Origin of the sequence: Geobacter sp. DSM 9736 (assembly GCF_900187405.1) — a bacterium.
Taxonomy (GTDB): Bacteria; Desulfobacterota; Desulfuromonadia; order Geobacterales; family Geobacteraceae; genus DSM-9736.
Window position 1 is genome coordinate 1,350,129 of the sequence record NZ_LT896716.1, and the last position, 18,862, is coordinate 1,368,990.

The 18,862-nt window shown below is 54.7% G+C and carries 10 protein-coding genes and 1 tRNA gene; 4 read left to right on the forward strand and 7 right to left on the reverse strand.

The features are described 5' to 3' along the window. Position 1: 1 nt before the first annotated feature. On the reverse strand, positions 2-3,718 hold the full coding sequence (gene nifJ / locus CFB04_RS06355; RefSeq protein ID WP_088534496.1) for a pyruvate:ferredoxin (flavodoxin) oxidoreductase: 3,717 nt from the start codon (positions 3,716-3,718) through the stop codon (positions 2-4). Between the two features lie 47 nt (positions 3,719-3,765). Further along, positions 3,766-6,201 (reverse strand): endopeptidase La, encoded by a 2,436-nt coding sequence (lon, locus tag CFB04_RS06360; RefSeq protein ID WP_088534497.1) that lies wholly within the window; start codon positions 6,199-6,201, stop codon positions 3,766-3,768. A 629-nt stretch (positions 6,202-6,830) separates the two neighbouring features. Here lon and CFB04_RS06365 point away from each other — a divergent pair. After that, on the forward strand, positions 6,831-8,057 hold the full coding sequence (locus CFB04_RS06365) for an ATP-binding protein (RefSeq protein WP_088534498.1): 1,227 nt from the start codon (positions 6,831-6,833) through the stop codon (positions 8,055-8,057). Between the two features lie 118 nt (positions 8,058-8,175). Here CFB04_RS06365 and CFB04_RS06370 read toward each other — a convergent pair whose 3' ends face one another. Beyond that, positions 8,176-10,701 (reverse strand): PAS domain-containing hybrid sensor histidine kinase/response regulator, encoded by a 2,526-nt coding sequence (locus CFB04_RS06370; protein ID WP_088534499.1) that lies wholly within the window; start codon positions 10,699-10,701, stop codon positions 8,176-8,178. Positions 10,702-10,927: 226 nt separating this feature from the next. Between CFB04_RS06370 and lexA the strand changes: the two genes are divergently transcribed. The 3 genes from lexA to CFB04_RS06385 are packed head-to-tail and all read left to right on the forward strand — an operon-like array spanning position 10,928 to position 15,777. Continuing rightward, positions 10,928-11,548 (forward strand): transcriptional repressor LexA, encoded by a 621-nt coding sequence (gene lexA, locus CFB04_RS06375; protein WP_088534500.1) that lies wholly within the window; start codon positions 10,928-10,930, stop codon positions 11,546-11,548. Further along, complete coding sequence (locus CFB04_RS06380) at positions 11,524-12,780, forward strand: DNA polymerase IV (RefSeq protein WP_088534501.1); 1,257 nt, start codon at positions 11,524-11,526, stop codon at positions 12,778-12,780. The genes lexA and CFB04_RS06380 overlap by 25 nt, the downstream gene beginning before the upstream one ends. Positions 12,781-12,786: 6 nt before the next feature. After that, positions 12,787-15,777, forward strand: coding sequence for a DNA polymerase III subunit alpha (locus CFB04_RS06385; RefSeq protein ID WP_088534502.1), 2,991 nt, complete (start codon positions 12,787-12,789; stop codon positions 15,775-15,777). Positions 15,778-15,935: 158 nt separating this feature from the next. Here CFB04_RS06385 and CFB04_RS06390 read toward each other — a convergent pair. The 4 genes from CFB04_RS06390 to CFB04_RS06405 all read right to left on the reverse strand — a co-directional run bounded on the left by CFB04_RS06390 (position 15,936) and on the right by CFB04_RS06405 (position 18,745). Continuing rightward, positions 15,936-16,012, reverse strand: a tRNA-Met gene (locus CFB04_RS06390). Between the two features lie 66 nt (positions 16,013-16,078). Further along, on the reverse strand, positions 16,079-16,834 hold the full coding sequence (locus tag CFB04_RS06395; RefSeq protein WP_088534503.1) for an SPOR domain-containing protein: 756 nt from the start codon (positions 16,832-16,834) through the stop codon (positions 16,079-16,081). A 43-nt stretch (positions 16,835-16,877) separates the two neighbouring features. Further along, positions 16,878-18,563, reverse strand: a complete 1,686-nt coding sequence (argS, locus tag CFB04_RS06400; protein WP_088534504.1) for an arginine--tRNA ligase — start codon at positions 18,561-18,563, stop codon at positions 16,878-16,880. Continuing rightward, positions 18,560-18,745, reverse strand: coding sequence for a hypothetical protein (locus CFB04_RS06405; RefSeq protein ID WP_088534505.1), 186 nt, complete (start codon positions 18,743-18,745; stop codon positions 18,560-18,562). The genes argS and CFB04_RS06405 overlap by 4 nt, the downstream gene beginning before the upstream one ends. Between the last annotated feature and the right edge of the window lie 117 nt (positions 18,746-18,862).

Consider the following 18,862-nt stretch of genomic DNA (forward strand, 5'->3'; position numbering starts at 1 on the left):
GTTAAATCGTTTCCTTGTCAATTCCAGCCCTGCCGTCGTCGCACGGCTCTTCGGGTTCGCCTGGCCGGCTGTAGCGAGCGTCACTTGTCGCACTGACACAGACCGGTGCAGGCTCTTCGGCGGCGCCTGCTGCGGCCGGAACACGATCGTGTTTCCTACCTCCTTCGGGGGGCACGTCCCCTTCCGTGGGGCGCCATTCGGCTATGTTCTTGAGTATCGAGAACCGCTCCAGGATCTCCTGCTCCAGCATCCCGCGCAGCTCTCGTGAAGCCTCCGGATCCATCCGTTCCAGGGCCGCATATCGGACCTCTCCCGACAGGAATGCCTGCAGTGAACCGTCCGGCTCTTTCGACTCGAAGATGAATGGGTTTTTACCCTGGAGCTTGAGAAGGGGGTTGTACCGGTAGAGCGGCCAGTACCCGGATTTCACGGCCAGCTGGGCTTCGTCCATTGACTTCCCCATTCCCCTCCTCAGCCCCTGGTTGATGCAGGTGGAGTAGGCGATGATCACTGACGGCCCGGGGTAGGCCTCCGCCTCCAGTATCGCCTTTAAGGTCTGGTTTTTGTCTGCACCCATGGAAACGGAAGCGACATAAACGGAGCCGTAGGTCATCGCCATGCGTCCGAGATCCTTCTTTGATGTCCGTTTCCCCGCCGCTGCGAATTTGGCGAGCGATCCGAGAGGGGTGGCCTTGGAGCACTGCCCGCCGGTGTTTGAGTAGAGCTCGGTATCCATCACCAGGATGTTCACGTCTTCCCCTGTGGAGATGACGTGGTCGAGGCCGCCGAAACCGATATCATAGGCCCACCCGTCGCCGCCGAAAATCCAGATCGATTTCTTGGTAAAGAGGTCCGTGGAAGCGGCGATGTCTCTGAGCAGATGATGCCCTTCCGAAACTGCAGGAAGAAGTTCCTTAAGCCGGTCACCCTGCACACGGGAAAGCTTAGGATCATCCATACCATCCAGCCACGCCGCCAGCACTTCCCTCACCTCCCCCGGTATCCCGTCCGTCAGGACCTGACGCACCTTGTCTGCGAGATGAGCCCGGCGCTGGGAGATGGCAAGATGGTAACCGTATCCGAACTCGGCAGCATCCTCAAAAAGGGAGTTGTTCCAGACCGGGCCGTGGCCATCCTTATTGGTCCGGTAGGGGCTCACGGGGGCAGACGCCCCCCAGATGGAGGTGCACCCGGTTGCGTTGGCTATCATCATCCGTTCGCCGAAAAGCTGCGTGATAAGCTTGACGTATGGGCTTTCACCGCACCCCGAGCAGGCGCCGTGGAACTCCAGAAGCGGCTGCTGGAACTGGCTGCCCTTGAGCGTCTCCCGTTTCAAAAGATGACCTTTATAGCCCAGGCTCTCGGCGAACTTCCGGTTTTCCTCCTGGACTGCTGCCTGCGTTTCGATGGGCTTCATCACCAGAGCGGAGACCTTGGCGGGGCAGATGTCGGCGCAGTTGCCGCACCCCATGCAGTCGAGAGGAAAAACCTGTATCCGGTAGCTGTACCCGGAAAGTTCCTTTCCTACGGCAGGGAGGGTCTCGAACGTCTGCGGCGCCAGAGCCGTCTCCTGTTCGTCCGCCAGGAAGGGGCGGATGGTCGCGTGGGGGCAGACGAAGGAGCACTGGTTGCACTGGATACAGTTCTCCTTGATCCATTCGGGAACATTGATGGCAACCCCCCGTTTCTCGTATCGTGACGTCGAGAATGGAAAAGCTCCGTCGGGAGCGAAAGCCGATACAGGCACCTCATCCCCCTTCTGCCGCAGGATCGGGAAGATGACGTCCCGTACATAGGGCGGCATCGTCTGCTCCAGACGGAAGTCGAGCCCGCAGCTGTCGGAAGCATCTCGCCACGCGTCGGGATAGAGTATCTCCACCATGTTCTCCACTGCCAGGTCGACGACGTTAAGGTTCATATCCACTACAGCCTCCCCCTTCCTTCCGTACTCCGCCCTGATGGAGTCCTTGAGGAGTGCCAATGCCTGCTGGAATGGGAGAACCCTTGAGAGCTTGAAAAAGCCGGTCTGCATGATCATGTTGATCCGGCCCCCGAGCCCGGCCGCAGTCGCTATACTGACCGCATCGATATTGAAGAATTTCAGCTGCTTCTCGGCAATGGTACGCCGCATGGTTGCCGGCAGGTTCGCCTCCATTTCCGCCACGGTTTTCCACGGTGAGTTGAGGAGAAAGATGCCACGATCCTTTATCCCCTCCAGTACGTCGTAAACCTGAACGTAGGGTGACTGGTGGCAGGCGACGAAGTCGGCAGTGTCCACCAGGTATGTGGACTGGATCGGGCTTTTGCCGAAGCGCAGGTGGGAAACGGTTATGCCACCCGATTTCTTGGAATCGTATGCGAAGTAGGCCTGGACGTACATGTCGGTGTTGTCGCCGATGATCTTGATGGCAGCCTTGTTGGCTCCGACGGTTCCGTCGGCACCCATCCCCCAGAAGCGGCACTGTATGGTTCCTTCCGGCGTGGTGGAGAGCGTCCCGCAAACAGGAAGGGACATTTCAGTCACATCGTCCTCTATCCCGACGGTGAAGTGGCGCTTGCCGGGAGAGCCGTCCATATTGTCGAATACAGCTTTGACATGGACGGGACGGAACTCCTTGGAACCGAGACCGTACCGGCCTGCGTATATCCGGGGTATGTCTCCGCCCCGCTGGACGAAGGCTGCGCAGACATCCGCATAGAGAGGCTCACCCAGGGATCCCGGCTCTTTCGTACGATCGAGAACCGTAACTTTCTGTGCGGTGGCTGGAATCGCACCAAGGAGAGCCTCCGCATCGAAAGGACGGTACAGCCGCACCTTTACCAGCCCTACTTTCTCGCCCCGGGCAAGTAGATGCTTCACCACCTCTTCGATCGTCTCGCAGGAAGACCCCATCGCAACGATCACCCGTTCAGCAGTGGGGTCGCCGACATAATCGAATAGCTTGTAGTGCCGCCCTGTCAGCGCCCCGACTTTCTCCATGTTGTTTGCGACTATCGAGGCAGCCGCCAGATACCAGGGGTTCGCCCGCTCTCTCCCCTGAAAATAGATGTCAGGATTCTGGGCAGTGCCTCGCAGTTCAGGGTGCTCCGGATTCATGGCACGTTTCCGGAATTTTGCCAGCTTTGTCCAGTCCACCAGACGGGCCATGTCGTCATATTCGATCACCTGGATCTTCTGCACCTCGTGTGAGGTACGGAACCCGTCGAAAAAGTGCAGGAACGGAAGGCTCGCGTCGATGGCGGAAAGGTGAGCTACCAGTGCCAGGTCCATGCATTCCTGAACTGAGGATGAGCAGAGAAGTGCGAAACCGGTCTGCCGGGCGGCCATGACATCCTGGTGGTCACCGAAGATGGAGAGCGCATGTGTCGCAAGAGCTCTGGCAGAGACGTGAAACACCCCCGGCAGCAGCTCTCCGGCAATCTTGTACATGTTGGGGAGCATGAGGAGAAGGCCCTGCGAGGCAGTAAAGGTAGTGGTGAGGGCGCCGGCGACGAGCGACCCGTGCACGGAACCCGCAGCCCCGGCCTCCGACTGAAGCTGACGTACCTTAAGGGGCTGCCCGAATATGTTCCTTCGCCCCTCGGCCGCCCACTCGTCCGAAACCTCCCCCATCCCCGACGATGGAGTGATCGGGTAGATGGCTGCCGTCTCGCTCATAGCGTACGCCACATACGCGGTTGCAGTATTGCCGTCCATGGTTTTCATCATACCGGCCATGCTGGCTCCTTTCTCTAAAGGGTGGTCCCTTTGTATGCGCATTGGACTCAAGCTTCCATTTTTCGATCAGCAACTTCCGGTGCCTGGAGTTGAGCAGCGATGTCTGACCCGGCGGTAATCGCTTCCGCTCTTGCCGGAACTGCGACGAAAGCTTTCTCGAAGACGTCGTCGACGCTTCTGACTGGGATAATCTCCACCTTCTGAAGGATCTGCTGCGGAATGTCGGCAAGGTCGCGCACATTCCCCTCAGGAATCATGATCACCCTGATTCCTGCCCGGACAGCACCGAGGATCTTCTCCTTTATCCCTCCGATAGGGAGGACTTTCCCCCGGAGCGTAATCTCCCCCGTCATCGCCACCTCCCGTCGGACAGGTTTCCTGATCAGCGTCGAGAGTACTGCCGTGGCCATGGTGATTCCGGCTGACGGCCCGTCCTTCGGAAGAGCTCCCGCGGGGACGTGGATGTGGAGAGATGTCGCGCGAAACCGCTCCGCCGGAATGTTGAAGCGGTCGGCATTGGCGCGGATATAGGAAAGGGCCGCATCCGCGGATTCCTTCATTACCTCTCCCAGCGAACCGGTCAGATGAAGCGTAGGCTTTCCTTCCATCGCTATCGCCTCGACAAAAAGAATTTCGCCTCCTGCAGGTGTCCAGGCCAGACCGGTCGCCGTCCCGACTTCGTCCTGCTCCAGTTCCGTATCGAACATCCGCGGGGGCTCCCCCATAAGCTCCTCCACATCGCCAGCGCTTATTACATACTTCGCAAGGGAACCCTCCGCTACCTTCTTGGCTATTTTCCTGCAAATCTTCCCGATGCCCCGTTCAAGGTTCCGCAGTCCTGCTTCACGGGTATATCTCGAGATTATGGCTCCGATTGCTTCAGGCATGAACGCTACCTGCGCCGGCTCCAGCCCGTTCTTCTCTATCTGCCTCGGAACGAGATACCTAAGCGCGATATCCAGCTTTTCCTCCTCGGTGTAACCCGCCAGATGTATCATCTCCATTCTGTCGAGAAGAGGCGGCGGAATACGTTCGATGGTGTTGGCTGTAGTGATGAAAACGATATTTGAGAGATCGAAGGGGACATTGAGGTAGTGATCGGTGAAACTGTTGTTCTGCTCCGGATCAAGCACCTCCAGCAGAGCCGAGTAAGGATCTCCCCCCCGGAAGTCGCTGCCGATCTTGTCGATCTCATCGAGCATGAACACGGGATTCTTTGTCCCCGCCTGCTTCAGTGAGTAGATTATGCGCCCGGGCATGGCACCGATGTAAGTTCTCCTATGCCCCCTGATATCGGCCTCGTCGTGTATTCCACCGAGGGAAATCCGTACGAAGTTCCTTCCCATTGCCCTGGCGATGGATTTGCCGAGGGAAGTCTTTCCCACCCCCGGAGGACCCACGAAGCAGATGATCGACCCCCTCGTAGTCTTCTGCAGCTTGTGCACTGCCAGGAACTCCAGAATGCGCTCCTTTATTTTTTCGAGGAATGCATGGTCCTCATCAAGGACCTCCCTTGCTTCTCCTATATCTATTGAATCGTCGCTGAAGGTGTTCCATGGGAGATCGATCATCCAGTCCAGGTAGTTGCGAACACTTTCAGCTTCCGGCCCCTCCTGGGGCATCCGCTCCAGGCGAGCCAGTTGCCTGAGGGCCTCTTTTTCGGCGACCTCCGGCATCTGTTTGTCTACTATCTTCTCCTTCATCTCCGAAATGTCCGAACGAGCACTGCTGCCGCCGAGTTCGTTCTGGATCGCCTTCAACTGTTCGCGGAGATAATACTCTTTCTGGTGCTTCTTTATTTCTTCATCCACGGTCGACTTGAGCCGGTTCTGCATCGACACCACTTCCGCCTCTCGTGACAGAATGTCGTCGAGAATCAGCAGGCGCCGGGCCGGATCGGTGGATTCGAGAATGGACTGCGCTTCTAACACCGAAAGACGCAGGTTCCCTGCAATCGAAAAAGCCACCACGACAGGATCGTTAATACCCTGAAGAAAATATACGAGCTCCTGGGGTATGGTGTCCCCGGATAGCGCGATAGCGCCGAAACGTTCGACGACATTCCTTACCAGTGCTCTCTCCTCCACGGTATGCCCCACCTCCACATCGTGGAGATGTTCGACGGAAACCATCCTGTAGGTTCTCTCAGGCCAGATCGTGGTAATGAAGGCTCTTGAAATGCCCTGGACCAGAATCACCGCACCGTGCTCCTGAGGCATTGAGTGGAGGAGGATGCAGATCGTACCGACCTGGTACAGGTCTTCAGCAGTTGGATCGGCGCTGGAAGCTTCACGTTGCGCCACCAGAAAAATGAGTCTGTCTTGCAGAAGTGCCTGCTGCACTGCAGCAAGAGAAAAATCCCGTTCCACAGTGAGTTGCAGCCGCATCATCGGAAAAATCACGGTATCCTGAAGCGGCAACAGCGGTATCCTCTCAGGAATGTTGATCTCACCACTCGTTGGATCGTTCATCGCTCTGGCCATACAGCCCTCCCATCATTGATTTATAAATTCTAACAATTATTGATGGTATGGGAAGTAGGGGCACCTGGTTCCTTACGATTCCTACAAGATTGGTACAAGGAAAGCCTCTCTAATAAAAAAGGTTCGGCACCGACCGAAGCTGTACCTGCAGTCTCACAACTTTTATTTGGTTCAAACGCTCAAGTTATGCTTTAAGTTTTCAACGTCTCCGAACGGATTTTCCGCAGCTACCATCCCGACTAAAAAAAAGCAGCGCGAGCATACACTCAAAAAACATATTGACATGTAATTTCAGCAGCTTAAGCAATGTGCTCAACCTTTGTGCAGTACGCTAAAGTACCTGTTGAATGAAGATTTTTCATAACGGTATCCACAGGAGGAAGCCACTTATCCACAGCCCCTGTCGATAAGATGTCCAGATACGTAATTCACCGCTTAAAAAACTATTTTTATTATTAGACGCCAATGTTGCCATCGTGATCTGGAAAGGGATGTCTGTTTCTGATGGCGATCAATTCTTCATGAGATTAAGCATCTTGACCAGCCTTTGACCGAAAGTGTTCGCCAGTCTTTACTTCATGCTTTATTTATAGTATGAGATTTTTATTATATCTTCTTCAAGGTGGTTCATGCCCGCTGGAATTCTGTCTCGCCTGTTCAGCAGAAACGGAAGTGCATCAACCACCTCCGAATCCTGCTTTTCTACCGTGTTTCACAACGCCCCCATTCTGTTTGCCATAAGTACAATTCCCGACGGCAGATATATCGAAGTAAATGATACCTTCCTCAGCACCCTCGGGTTTAGCCGCCATGAAGTCATGGGTAATACCTCTTTTAAAATGGATCTCTGGCATAATCCGGAGGATCGTAGCAGATTGGTTTCTCACCTTCGAGAGCACGGTTCGTTTCAAAATGAGGAGATAATAATAAGAAAGAAGAACGGCGACTGTTTCACTGGACTATTCTCGGGCATAATTCTGGATATTGATGGAGAACAGCTTCTTTTTACGCTTGCCACGGATATCTCTCAGCGCAAAGATGCAGAAGAGAATCTGTTACGAGCCAAATTGCTGCTTGAAAATACGGTGAACGAACAGGCGCAAGTGATCCTTGCCGAAATGAAGGAACAGCAGCGTGTCCGCGAAGATCTGAAGGTGGCGCGACAGATGCTGATCGAGCGCAACCGTCAGTCCATGATGGGGCAGATGATAAACAACATCATCCATCAATGGCGGCAGCCGTTGAATAATCTCGGACTCCTCATTCAGAACGTTTCATTCGAGCAGGGGGAGGATGGCCAGAAATCCCAAATGTACCTCGACAAGGCGATGCACCTCATCCTCTATATGGCAGAGACCGCTGAAGTTTTCAGATCTTTTCTGAAGCCGGTTTTGGAGAAAAGCGAATTCAGCCTAAATGACGCGATAGGACGCACCATCCTCCTTTTCGACACCATGCACAGTGGAGAAAATATCGGGGTTGACTACGTGAAACCAGGGGAACGGATAGCGACGGTCGGCAATAGTAATGAATTCTGTCAGGCGATTCTGAATGTGCTGAATAACGCGCGAGATGCTCTTCTAGAGAGGAATGTTCCCGACCCCAGGATAATAGTTGAAATTGAAAAGTGCGAAGGGCAATGGGTTGTTGTCGTTTCCGACAACGGGGGAGGAATTGCAGAAGAGGCTTTCGGAAGTCTATTCGACGTTTATTTTACGACCAAACCGTCGGATGAGGGTACAGGAATCGGCCTCTGCATTACCAGGACCATTATCGAGGACCGGATGGGTGGTAAAGTCTCCTTCTGTAACAGAGGCAGCGGTGCAGAGTTCAGATTAGCTGTTCCGTGCATCTGAGGAGTTGATGCTCTTCCACTCAAGGCGTTCTGTTAACGTGCAGAAATCCTCTGGCATTTTTTGGCTTTCTGCCTGATCTGTGAATGCCAAGCTGACTCGGCCCGGACACTGGAGCAGTTTACTTTTTCATGAGATTGAGAATCACCTCCACGCCTTTCTGGGTGTCCAGAGGCTTTGTAAGATATGCATCCATTCCGGCAGCAAGGCATCGTTCCCTGTCTTCATCAAATGCGTGAGCCGTCATAGCCACGATCGGGATGCGTCCCCCAACGGACTTTTCCTTCTCCCGTATAACTTTGGTAGCGGATATGCCGTCCATATGCGGCATTTGCACATCCATGATTATCAAATCGTACAGGCCGTTCTCATACTTCTGGACCGCTTCGCTACCGGATCGTGCAATATCGGTCTTGAATCCTTCCCAGGTTAGTATCTCCTTGATCAGGTCACATGCAAGTATGTCGTCTTCTGCAATGAGAATGAACGGAGGCTTGTCTGATACATAGCTACGCGCGAGTACGGTTTCCGTTGGGGCTGCCTGAATCGAATCATCGACTTTCAGGCTTTCTTCAGCCTCACCCAGAGGTAGGGTAAAGTAGAAAGAACTCCCCTCTCCTTCCTTGCTTTTGCATGAAATGGTTCCTCCCATTATTTCTACCAATTGCTTGCTAATCGCCAGGCCCAGCCCGGTGCCTCCATATCTTCGGGTTTCTGAGTCATCAGCCTGACTGAAGGGACGGAAAAGAAGATCCTTTTTGTCATCCGGTATGCCTATGCCGGTATCGGTTATGGAGAAGCTGTAAACCGGCTTCCCCGTCGGCTGTTTCTCTCCGGGTATGACCTGTACCAGGACACTGCCTTGTTCGGTGAACTTGATGGCATTGCCGATAAGGTTGACCAGGACCTGTCTCAACCGCAAAGGATCCCCAATCAGATTGTCGGGCACTCCACCTCCAATGATATAAGAGACTTCGAGCCCTTTGTGCTGAGTCTCTGCCGAAAAAAAATCTATCGATTCGGAGATGCATTCAGATAATGAGAAACGTCTCTCTGTAATGGATAATTTGCCCGCCTCTATTTTGGATAAATCAAGAATATCGCTGATAATCAAGAGAAGAGATCGGGCCGCCTTATCGGCCTTGGCGAGCAAGTCTCGCTGCTTTGGTTCGAGCGGCCCGGCATAGCCTCCAAGAAGCAACTGAAGCACTCCGAGAAAACCGTGGATCGGAGTACGGAGTTCATGGCTCATGTTTGCAAGGAAGCGACTCTTTGCCATGCTTGCCGCCTCGGCAGCCTGACGTGCTTGAAGCAGCTCCTGTTCACGAAGTTTCCTTTCAGTTATCACTTCGGTAAACATGATGATGCCGCCGATTTTCCCCTGGCTTTCATGCCATGGACGCACATCCCATCGAACCCAATCTATGGATCCGTCCCTCCGCGGAAAGGGATCTTCCTCGCACTGCTCCGATGCTCCTTCCAGGCAACGTTTATGAATCTCTTTCCAGCGCTCAGGTATGTCGGGAAAAACATCATAGTGACTTCGTCCAGTAACTACCTGTTCGTCCAACCCGTAACTGGCCAGCCACCGGCGACTGGTGACGATGTACCTCATATCACGATCGAACATTGCAACAGCCGCCGGTATGTTCTCAAAGAGAAAGCGGAACTTCTCCTCGCTTCCGCGAAGCTCTTCTTCCATCTGTTTTCGGTCGGTAATATCCTGCACGGCTCCGGCCACGGCGATGACTTCACCTTCCTCCGTCTTAATCGGAAAGAAGCTGGCAAGCCAATGCCGGCTCACTCCAGGCAGCTTGCGAGTATGACCTGGTACTTCAACGTCGAGAACCGCCTCTCCTCTCTCAAAAACCGGTGCCCAGACCATTTTCAGTTTCTCGATCATCTCTACTGGCAGCATGTCATAAAGAGAATGCCCCAGATGCGCCTCCAAGGGCATACCGTTGGTCTCTGCCAATCGGGCGTTGGCACGCAAAAAAATCAGGTCGCGATCAAGAACGAATAAGGCTACTGGTGCGTAATGGTAAAGCTGGCCAAGCTCTTCGAACTGTTTGTGCAGTTGTTCCTCGCTTGTCTTCGAAAGGTATTCCAGCTGCCTTCGTTTGGTTATGTCTATGACTGCGAATCTGCATTCTCTCCCCTCTTCGCACCATATAGCTTCGATCTGTGCGTCGAATTGCCGATCCGGTTCCTTCGTAAGAGTCAATTCCAGTGAATCCTTACTCTCTGCATCGAATATGTTCGCCAGAAACTCCGCAAAGGATTGTCGATTAGCCTCATTGACATAATCGTTAAAATTGCTGCCCAATAGAACCGAACGTTCCATCCCCAAAAGAAGCGCTCCGGTCAAATTGAGGCCGCGAACGATCCCGTCTCTGCCCAGAGTGAAGTAGCCGACGGGGGCGTAATCGTATAGACTCATATACCTCTGCACGGCCGCCGTCAGTTCTTCTTTCTCCGAGCGAAGTTCATCTATTCGTAGTTCCAGGGATTTTTGTTGAGACTGGAGTTCGCGAAGAAGCCTCTGCCGTTCAGCCGTCGCTGCAGGTGAAGGATGGTGTTGTCCATCCCAAAGCCCCTTCTTCTTTTCCCGCTGCGGGCCGTATCGGTGCTTCTTCTCGTATTGCATGAATATATTTTACCAGCGTCGCGGAATATTCCTCGCAAGAAGCACTCGAAATCGTCCAACCCCGGTCCAGCGTGAATCATCCGGTGCCAACGACCGACAACAACCAACAAAACAACAACTATGACGAAAGAAAAACGACGACGACGACGAGAAAGAGAAGGAAAGCGCTCCGGCTTGACTTACGAACAACTTGCGAGTATAGTGTCGCATCAAACGAGGATTAAGCATGACACCGAAACAGAAGAAAGTGCTCGATTTTATAACCGGATATCGCATCCGCAAAGGTTTCGCGCCGTCGCAGCAAGAAATTGCAGCTGGGTGCGGATTTCAATCGTTGGGAACGGTGCAGCACTACCTGAAGCTCCTGGAGCGGGAAGGCCACGTGGCCCGTCGCTGGAACGGAAAACGGAGTATCGAACTTCTCCCTTCGGAAATGTCTACATCGGGAATCGAGCTGCCGCTTGTGGGAATCGTCGCGGCAGGAAAACCGGTCGAAGCATTCCAGCTTCCCGACGTGATCGAAGTTCCCTCGTCCATGGGGGGGCCGGGAAACGTAGTGTACGAAGTCCGTGGGGAGTCGATGGTGGAAATGGGGATCATGGAGGGCGACTACGTTGCGGTCCACCCACAGCTTACGGCGGAAAACGGACAGACCGTCATCGCGGAGCTTAACGGCTCCATCACTATCAAGAAGTTCGTGCGCAAAGAAAGCAGGATCGAGCTGCACCCTGCCAACTCGGCCATGTCACCTATCGTCGTCCAGGAGACGGACGATTTTCATATACGCGGGGTCATCGTCGGCTCCATGCGGCTCTATCGCAGATGGACCGGCAAATCCTCCACATAGCTATCCCCTCCTTTCCCATTGCCCTTGCGCGCGTCACTGAAGCTCGACTTCGACGAAGACCCGTGGCGGTCGCGTCGCTTAACTCGGAGCGGGCGCTCCTCCAGTGCGTTTCCGAAGAGGCCAGGTCGGAAGGGATCGAACCAGGAACCCCGGTCTTCAGGGCGCGAAGGCTATGCCCCTCTCTGGCAGTAATCCCCCCCGATCCGATCCTTCTTGCAAAAGGGAACGCAGCTCTGACAAAATTTTCGGTAGAATTCACACCACTGGTGGAAACGCAGGGGGGACGCGTCTATCTCGACCTCACTGCATCCCGCAGGCTCTTCGGCCCGGCGCGGGACGTGGCGGCAAGGCTGGAACGTTCGATCTCGAAGGACCTGCGGGTGGAAGCAGTGGCAGGATCAGGCGGCAACAAGCTCGTCTCACGCATAGCCGCCGATACGCTCTCCGAACCAGGGATTTACGATGTGCTTTATGGTTCCGAAAAGCATTTTCTCGCCCCCTTCCCCGTCTCTGTCCTCCCGGGCGTGGGCGAATCGAGGCAACTTCTCCTGTTCCGCGACCTTAACCTTCAGCGAGTGGAGCAGATAGCAGAGCTTTCCATTCCCCAACTCCGCCTTGCCGTGGGACCATTTGCACCTCTCCTGCACGAGCGGGCGAACGGCATTGACCGTTCGCCGGTGCAACCTCCCCGAAAAAGCACCGAAATCGAGGAAGAGGCCTTCCTTGAGCGTGAGGAGAACGACGATGAAGTCCTGACGTCGGAACTGCTTCGACTGGTTGAAGCGTGTGGCATAAGGCTTCGCCATTTAGGGAAGGAAACCCGGAAAATCACCCTCACCGTCACCTACACCGACGGTGTCACCGATGAGGGGAAGCGTACCCTCCCCCACCCCCTCTCCCTCGACATCCCCCTGTTTGCCCAGGCGCAGGAACTCCTCCTCTCTACCTGCAGACGTCGCGTAAGGGTTCGGGGGCTGCGGCTGTCGTGCGGTAATATAGGAAAAGAAAATGCACAGATGGAGCTCTTTTCCACCACCGCCTGCGACACATCTCCAGGCCACATGGCCCTCCAGACGACACTGGACCACCTGAGAGACAAGTTCGGTCATGAAGCGGTTACGTGGGGAAGGCGGCTCATAAAGCAGGAAAGGGAGCTGGTAGCGGAGAGCGAACCGCCGGCTTGGGATTCCGAGAGAACCAGGTATATGACGCTGACCAAGAGGAACGGGTAACACGCCATGTTCTGCCATTTACATACCCACTCAGCCTTCTCCCCCAACTGGGGCATCCATTCACCGGAAGCTCTGTGTGCGGCAGCGAAAGAAATGGGAATGGTCTCCCTCGCCCTCACCGACAGAAACGGCCTCTACGCCATCCCCCGCTTCGTCAATGCCGCTCGCGAGGCGGGCATTGCACCTATCATCGGCAGTGAGGCGGTGACGCCGGAACATCGGGCACTCCTTCTGGCACGGAACGAAACCGGCTACGCGAACCTGTGCCGCCTCGTCTCCGACCTCCACTGCCGGAAGGATTTCAATCTTCCCTCTGCTGTCAGCCAATACCGTAACGGGCTCATTGTGATTAGCGACGACAGAAGGCTCCTGTGGCACTTTCGGCAAGATATCGAGAACATATTTGTAGAACTCTCCCCAGGCCACTCGATGCATACGGCTCTGGCTACGGCCCGAGAGCTGAAACTGCCTCCAGTAGCGACATCACGGGCGGTATTTCTCCAGCCGGGCGACCTTCACCTTCAACGTGTTCTCCGCGCCATACATCTGAATACAAAACTATCCCGCCTGAAATCGGAAGAGTGCGCCACAGAGTCCGACTCCCTGCACCATCCAGAAAAAATGGCGGAATTCTATCCCCATTGTCCCGAGGCGCTGGAGAATACGCAGCGGATTGCCACCGGCTGCCGCACCGACTGGGACTTTTCCCGCACCATCTTCCCCGCATTTCGGGATTATGACGACGACGGAGCTTTCGCCGAGCTTGAACGACGTGCGCGGGAAGGAGCGCTGTGGCGATATGGAGCTATTGACGCGAGGACTGAGGCACGCATCAGGAAAGAACTCGGTCTGATCCGGGACAAAGGGTTTGCTCACTACTTCCTGGTCGTAGAAGAACTGTCAAAGCGCTCGGAGCGGACCTGTGGCCGGGGGAGCGCAGCAGCATCCGTCGTAGCCTTTTGCCTCGGGATTACTCATGTAGACCCCATCAAGCACAACCTTTTCTTCGAGCGGTTCCTCAACGAGGGTCGCACCGACCCTCCCGACATCGACATTGATTTTCCTTGGGACGAGCGGGATGAGATTCTCGACTTTGCCTTTGCCCGGTACGGAGCAAAAAGAACCGCCATGATAGCAAACCAGGTGGGCTTCAAGGGACGGGCTGCGCTGCGGGAAGTGGCGAAGGTGTACGGACTTTCAGCCACCGAGATAAAGGAGATGACCGAGCGGGTCTCCGGGTTCTGGAAAGCCGATCAGACTGCAGGGGCGGTTGCGGTGCACCCCCTTTTCCAGGGAGAAGCACTATCGAAGGATTGGCAGGATATCATCACACTCGCAAGAAAACTAAAGGGGCACCTGCGCCACCTTTCGCTCCATTGCGGGGGAATAGTCGTAGTCCCAGATGAAATCCGAAAGTACGTCCCTGTGGAACTGTCCAGGAAGGGGCTCCCGCTTATCCAGTGGGAAAAGGACCAGGCGGAAGATTCAGGGCTGGTGAAGATAGACATCCTGGGTAACCGTTCCCTAGCGGTTATCCGTGATGCAATGGCGGCGGTTAAGAGAAATTGTGGCCGGGAAATCGACTACGCCTCGTGGGAACCCTATTCGGATGAGAATACGAAAGCCCTGATCCGTCGCGGACGTACGATCGGGGTGTTTTATCTTGAATCCCCATCAATCAGGCTCCTGTTGCGGAAGATCTGGGGAGAAGCTCCCGTTCCGCAGGCCCTCTCCCTGGACATTTTCGAGGTACTCGTGCAGGCCTCCTCCATCATTCGCCCCGCCGCCAACTCCTTCATGGTCGAGTACGCAGCAAGGCTTCGGGGAAAAGCATGGGACCCGCTCCATCCACTTCTTTCCGAGGTCTTGAACGAAACGTACGGGATTGCAATCTACCAGGAGCAGATAACGCAGATTGCAATGGCGCTTGCAGGTTTTTCCGCCTATGACGGAGATCAGCTGAGGAAGATCATCAGCAAAAAGCACAAGGAGAAAAAGCTGGCCCAGTACAGGCAACTGTTTTTTGAAGGTGCTTGTAACAACGGCGTCCCCAAGAAGACCATCGAGGCCATATGGGATCAGATCATGTCTTTTGCGGGTTACTCTTTCTGCAAACCCCACTCCGCGAGCTACACATTATTGAGCGGGAAATCGGCATGGCTTAAGGCAAACCACCCGGCTGAATTCATGGCTGCGGTCATCTCCAACCAGGGAGGCTACTACTCGACGTTTGCGTATATCTCTGAATCGCGCAGACTAGGACTTGAAATCCTACCTCCCGACATCAATGGGAGCGAGATACACTATACAGGCTGCGGAAAAAATCTTCGTGTGGGGCTGATGCAGGTGCAGGGGTTGAAAGCGGATGCTGCGGAAAAGCTCTTGAAGGAGCGCAATCAAGGGGGTGACTTTACATCCTTTTCCAACTTTAACAGGCGGGTAAGAATTGACTGTTCCGATGCAGCCCGGTTGGTGAAAGCAGGATGCTTTGATTCCGTCGAAGGGATGCAGAAACGGCCGACACTGCTTTGGCAGCTATTATCTCAACAGAACAATGAGGGACACCTTTTTGACGTAAACCCTGAGACTCCGGTAGTATCCCCTTACGACGAGAAGGCGGTTCTGCGCCAGGAGATTGAGAGCCTTGGTTTCCTGGTATCCCGCCATCCCCTTACGCTCTACCGCGACGAATGGCTCCGTTATAGGCCGATAAAGGCGATTGAGATGATCAATCATGCCGGGAAAAGCGTCACGATGGTCGGATGGTGGATCACCACAAAGACGGTGGAAGACAAGCACGGACGCCCGATGGAATTTATCTCCTTTGAAGACACCACTGCAATCTTTGACGCAACGTTCTTTCCGGAAGTTTACAAAAAATTCTGCCGAAGGCTGTCGCAGAACCGTCCATACCTTCTGAAGGGGTTAATTAAAGAAGAATTCGGCATTCCTACACTGACGGTGAGATGGGTGACATTTCTGAGTGAGGAAAGGTGATGCACCTGATCCACTCATGCGGCAACCCCATGTTTTACTTTCACATCCGAGGCCCTTTCAAGAAGCCTTCCCTGTGCAGCCATAATTTGTACTGTACAAAATACTGTACAGCAAACGCAAAAATGGGTTAGCCACAAAGACTAACCCATTGATTGATTTGGTTGCGGGGAGAGGATTTGAACCTCTGACCTTCGGGTTATGAGCCCGACGAGCTACCAGACTGCTCCACCCCGCGCCATGAAGACCTAATTATTATCACAGGCATTGATCTAGTGTCAACACAAATTTTCTCCACCTGCTATTATTTTTCCGTTACCGCAACAGCGCCCTTCCCAGCCTTCTGAGCGAGGTCGACGGCGGCCTGGTGACTGAGGTTCCGTCCCAGACGCACCCGGTACCATACTCCCTTGTCCCCGGCCTTCGACTCCAATACGTACGCAGCAAATCCTTTGGATGCTATCCGCGACACAGCAGCCTCGGCCTCCTTACGATCGCGGTAAGATGCAATCTGGACAGCAAACGTAGCAGCGCCCCCTTTTGCCGCTTCCTCTCCCTGAGTGGTGGATGCTGCCGATGGTTCGGAAGCTGCGGAGTTGCCTGTTTTTGATTCTCCGGGCGACCGGGCGGCAGTCGAGGAGGTTTTCGCCTGATCAGTCGAAACGGAGTGAACAGGAGGACTTGTATGTTTACCGGTGTCATCTGTGCTTTTCTTGGGATTGATTCCGCTGCCGATGAGAGACTGGTTTCCCTTGGAAAGAGTTTCGTAGAAGGTTAGTGCGGGATCGTGGGAAGATGCGGGAATTGCACTCTTCCCGATATCAACGGAACTCTTTGCTCCCTGATTCTGCTCCTGAGACGGAGCTGCCTGCATCATTGGCTGTGGAACCGGCCTGAAAACGAACCAGCCAGTGACAACTCCGCCTGCGTAAGAAACAATGATCACAGCAAGAACAATTAGTACGAAAAAGCCTGCAGGCCGTTTCTTGGGCCGGTTCTTCCCCACACCTCTTCGGTCGCGCAAAGCCGCTTTACGCTCATGATAATCGAGCACCATCATCTGCTATCCACTATCTCTTCCGCATGCAGTTGCTACGGAAGCTTCACATCCGCTCCGGGGCGGAAACCCCCAGAAGCGCCATCCCATTCCTCAAGGTCTGCCTCACACAACCCAGCAGCACAAGCCGCGCGTTAGTTAGATCCGGCTCTTCCGTTATAACGCGATTCTTGTTATAGAAGCTGTGGAATTCGCCGGCCAGCCCCTGTAGGAAACTCGCGATCCTGTGCGGTTCGGTCGTGAGGGCAGCACCCTCCACAACTTCCGGGAAGAGTCCCATCATTTTGATGATTGCCATCTCTTCCGGAGTTGAAAGCAGGTCAAGACGCGACGCTGCGGCTTTTAGCGGCACAATCCCCCTATCGGCGGCGTTTTCGAAAATGCTGCAGATCCTCGCGTGGGCATACTGTACATAATAGACAGGGTTGTCGAGCGATTGCTGCTTTGCTAGATCAATATCGAAGACGAGCTGGGAATCGGGCTTCCTCATAACAAAGAAGTAACGCGTCGCATCCCGCCCGACTTCGTCGATAAGGTCACGCAGTGTAACGTAGCTCCCGGCTCTTTTCGATATTTTCACCTCTTCGCCGCCACGCATAACCGTTACCATCTGATGGAGAACGTATTCGGGCCAACCTTCGGGGATTCCGGCGTTAAGGGCCTGCAGCCCGGCACGGACACGGGTAATGGTGCTGTGATGATCAGCCCCCTGTTCGTTGATGACCCGGAAGAAACCACGCTCCCACTTGTCCAGGTGATACGCCACATCAGGGACGAAGTAGGTGTACCCACCGTCCGTCTTGCGCATGACTCGGTCCTTGTCGTCACCGAAGTCGGTAGTCTTCAGCCAGAGGGCGCCGTCCTGTTCGAAAGTATAGCCATTCTCAACAAGGCGCCGTACGACTCCCTCCACTTTTCCATTTGCATAGAGGCCGGACTCGAGATAATAGACATCGAATCCGACACCAAACGCGGTCAGATCCTGGTCCTGTTCCCGCCGAAGCGCGGCCACTGCGAACCGGCGAATGGCGTCCAGGTCATTGGGGTCTCCGGAGGCCGTTACATGCTGGTCACCGGCATTGACCGTCTCCCCTGCCAGAAAAGCCCTCGCCACATCGCGGATATATTCTCCCTGGTAGCCATCGGCGGGCCACCGTTGATCGCCCGGCTCGATATCGAGACACCGCGCCTGGACCGAGAGAGCGAGATTCGCAATCTGCTGTCCAGCATCGTTGTAGTAGAACTCACGAGTTACTTCCCAGCCAGTAGCTGCAAGCAACCTGCAGAGGGTGTCGCCGATGGCGGCGCCACGGCCATGTCCGATATGAAGCGGACCCGTGGGATTGGCGCTAACGAACTCAACCTGGACTTTCCGCCCCATGCCGGTGTTGCTGGAGCCGAAGGCGTCCGCTGCATCCTCTACGGCAACAAGGGTGCGCTGCCATGCCTCGTTCTTGATCCGGAAATTGATGAAGCCAGGCCCTGCCACTTCTACCGCAGCAAGAATATCCGATCCTTGTGAAAGCCGCGCTGCCAGTAGTTCGGCTATCACCCGCGGCGCCTTTCGCTCTCCCTTGGCCATCTGCATCGCCACATTCGTGGCGAAGTCGCCATGCTCTGGATTAGCCGGCTTCTCAATAACAACGGAAGGGGGCGTTCCGGAGACAAGAACACCCTCGGCAAACGCCGCCTCTATGGTTCTACGGATGAGATCGAGTAAGGTCTCTTTCATCGATCTCCCTCCCTATGCTGTTCGTCGGCCTTTTCTTCCGGCTGCGACGCGTCACGATATTTGATGGATATGTCACGGCTGTAGTCTGGGCAACGGGCGCCACCATCAGATACGCAGAACTTCTTGGCGCAGTTCTCGCGCCACGCGCAGATCGCGCAGAATTGTCGTTCGGTGCTGCTCACATTCACTCCTTATTGTTATAAACCGGCATACCAGGGGCAGTAATGTACGAGCCGGGAGAAGCTGAGGATGGGATTGATCAGAACCGGGATGCTGTAACATGCTCTCCGGCGAAACGT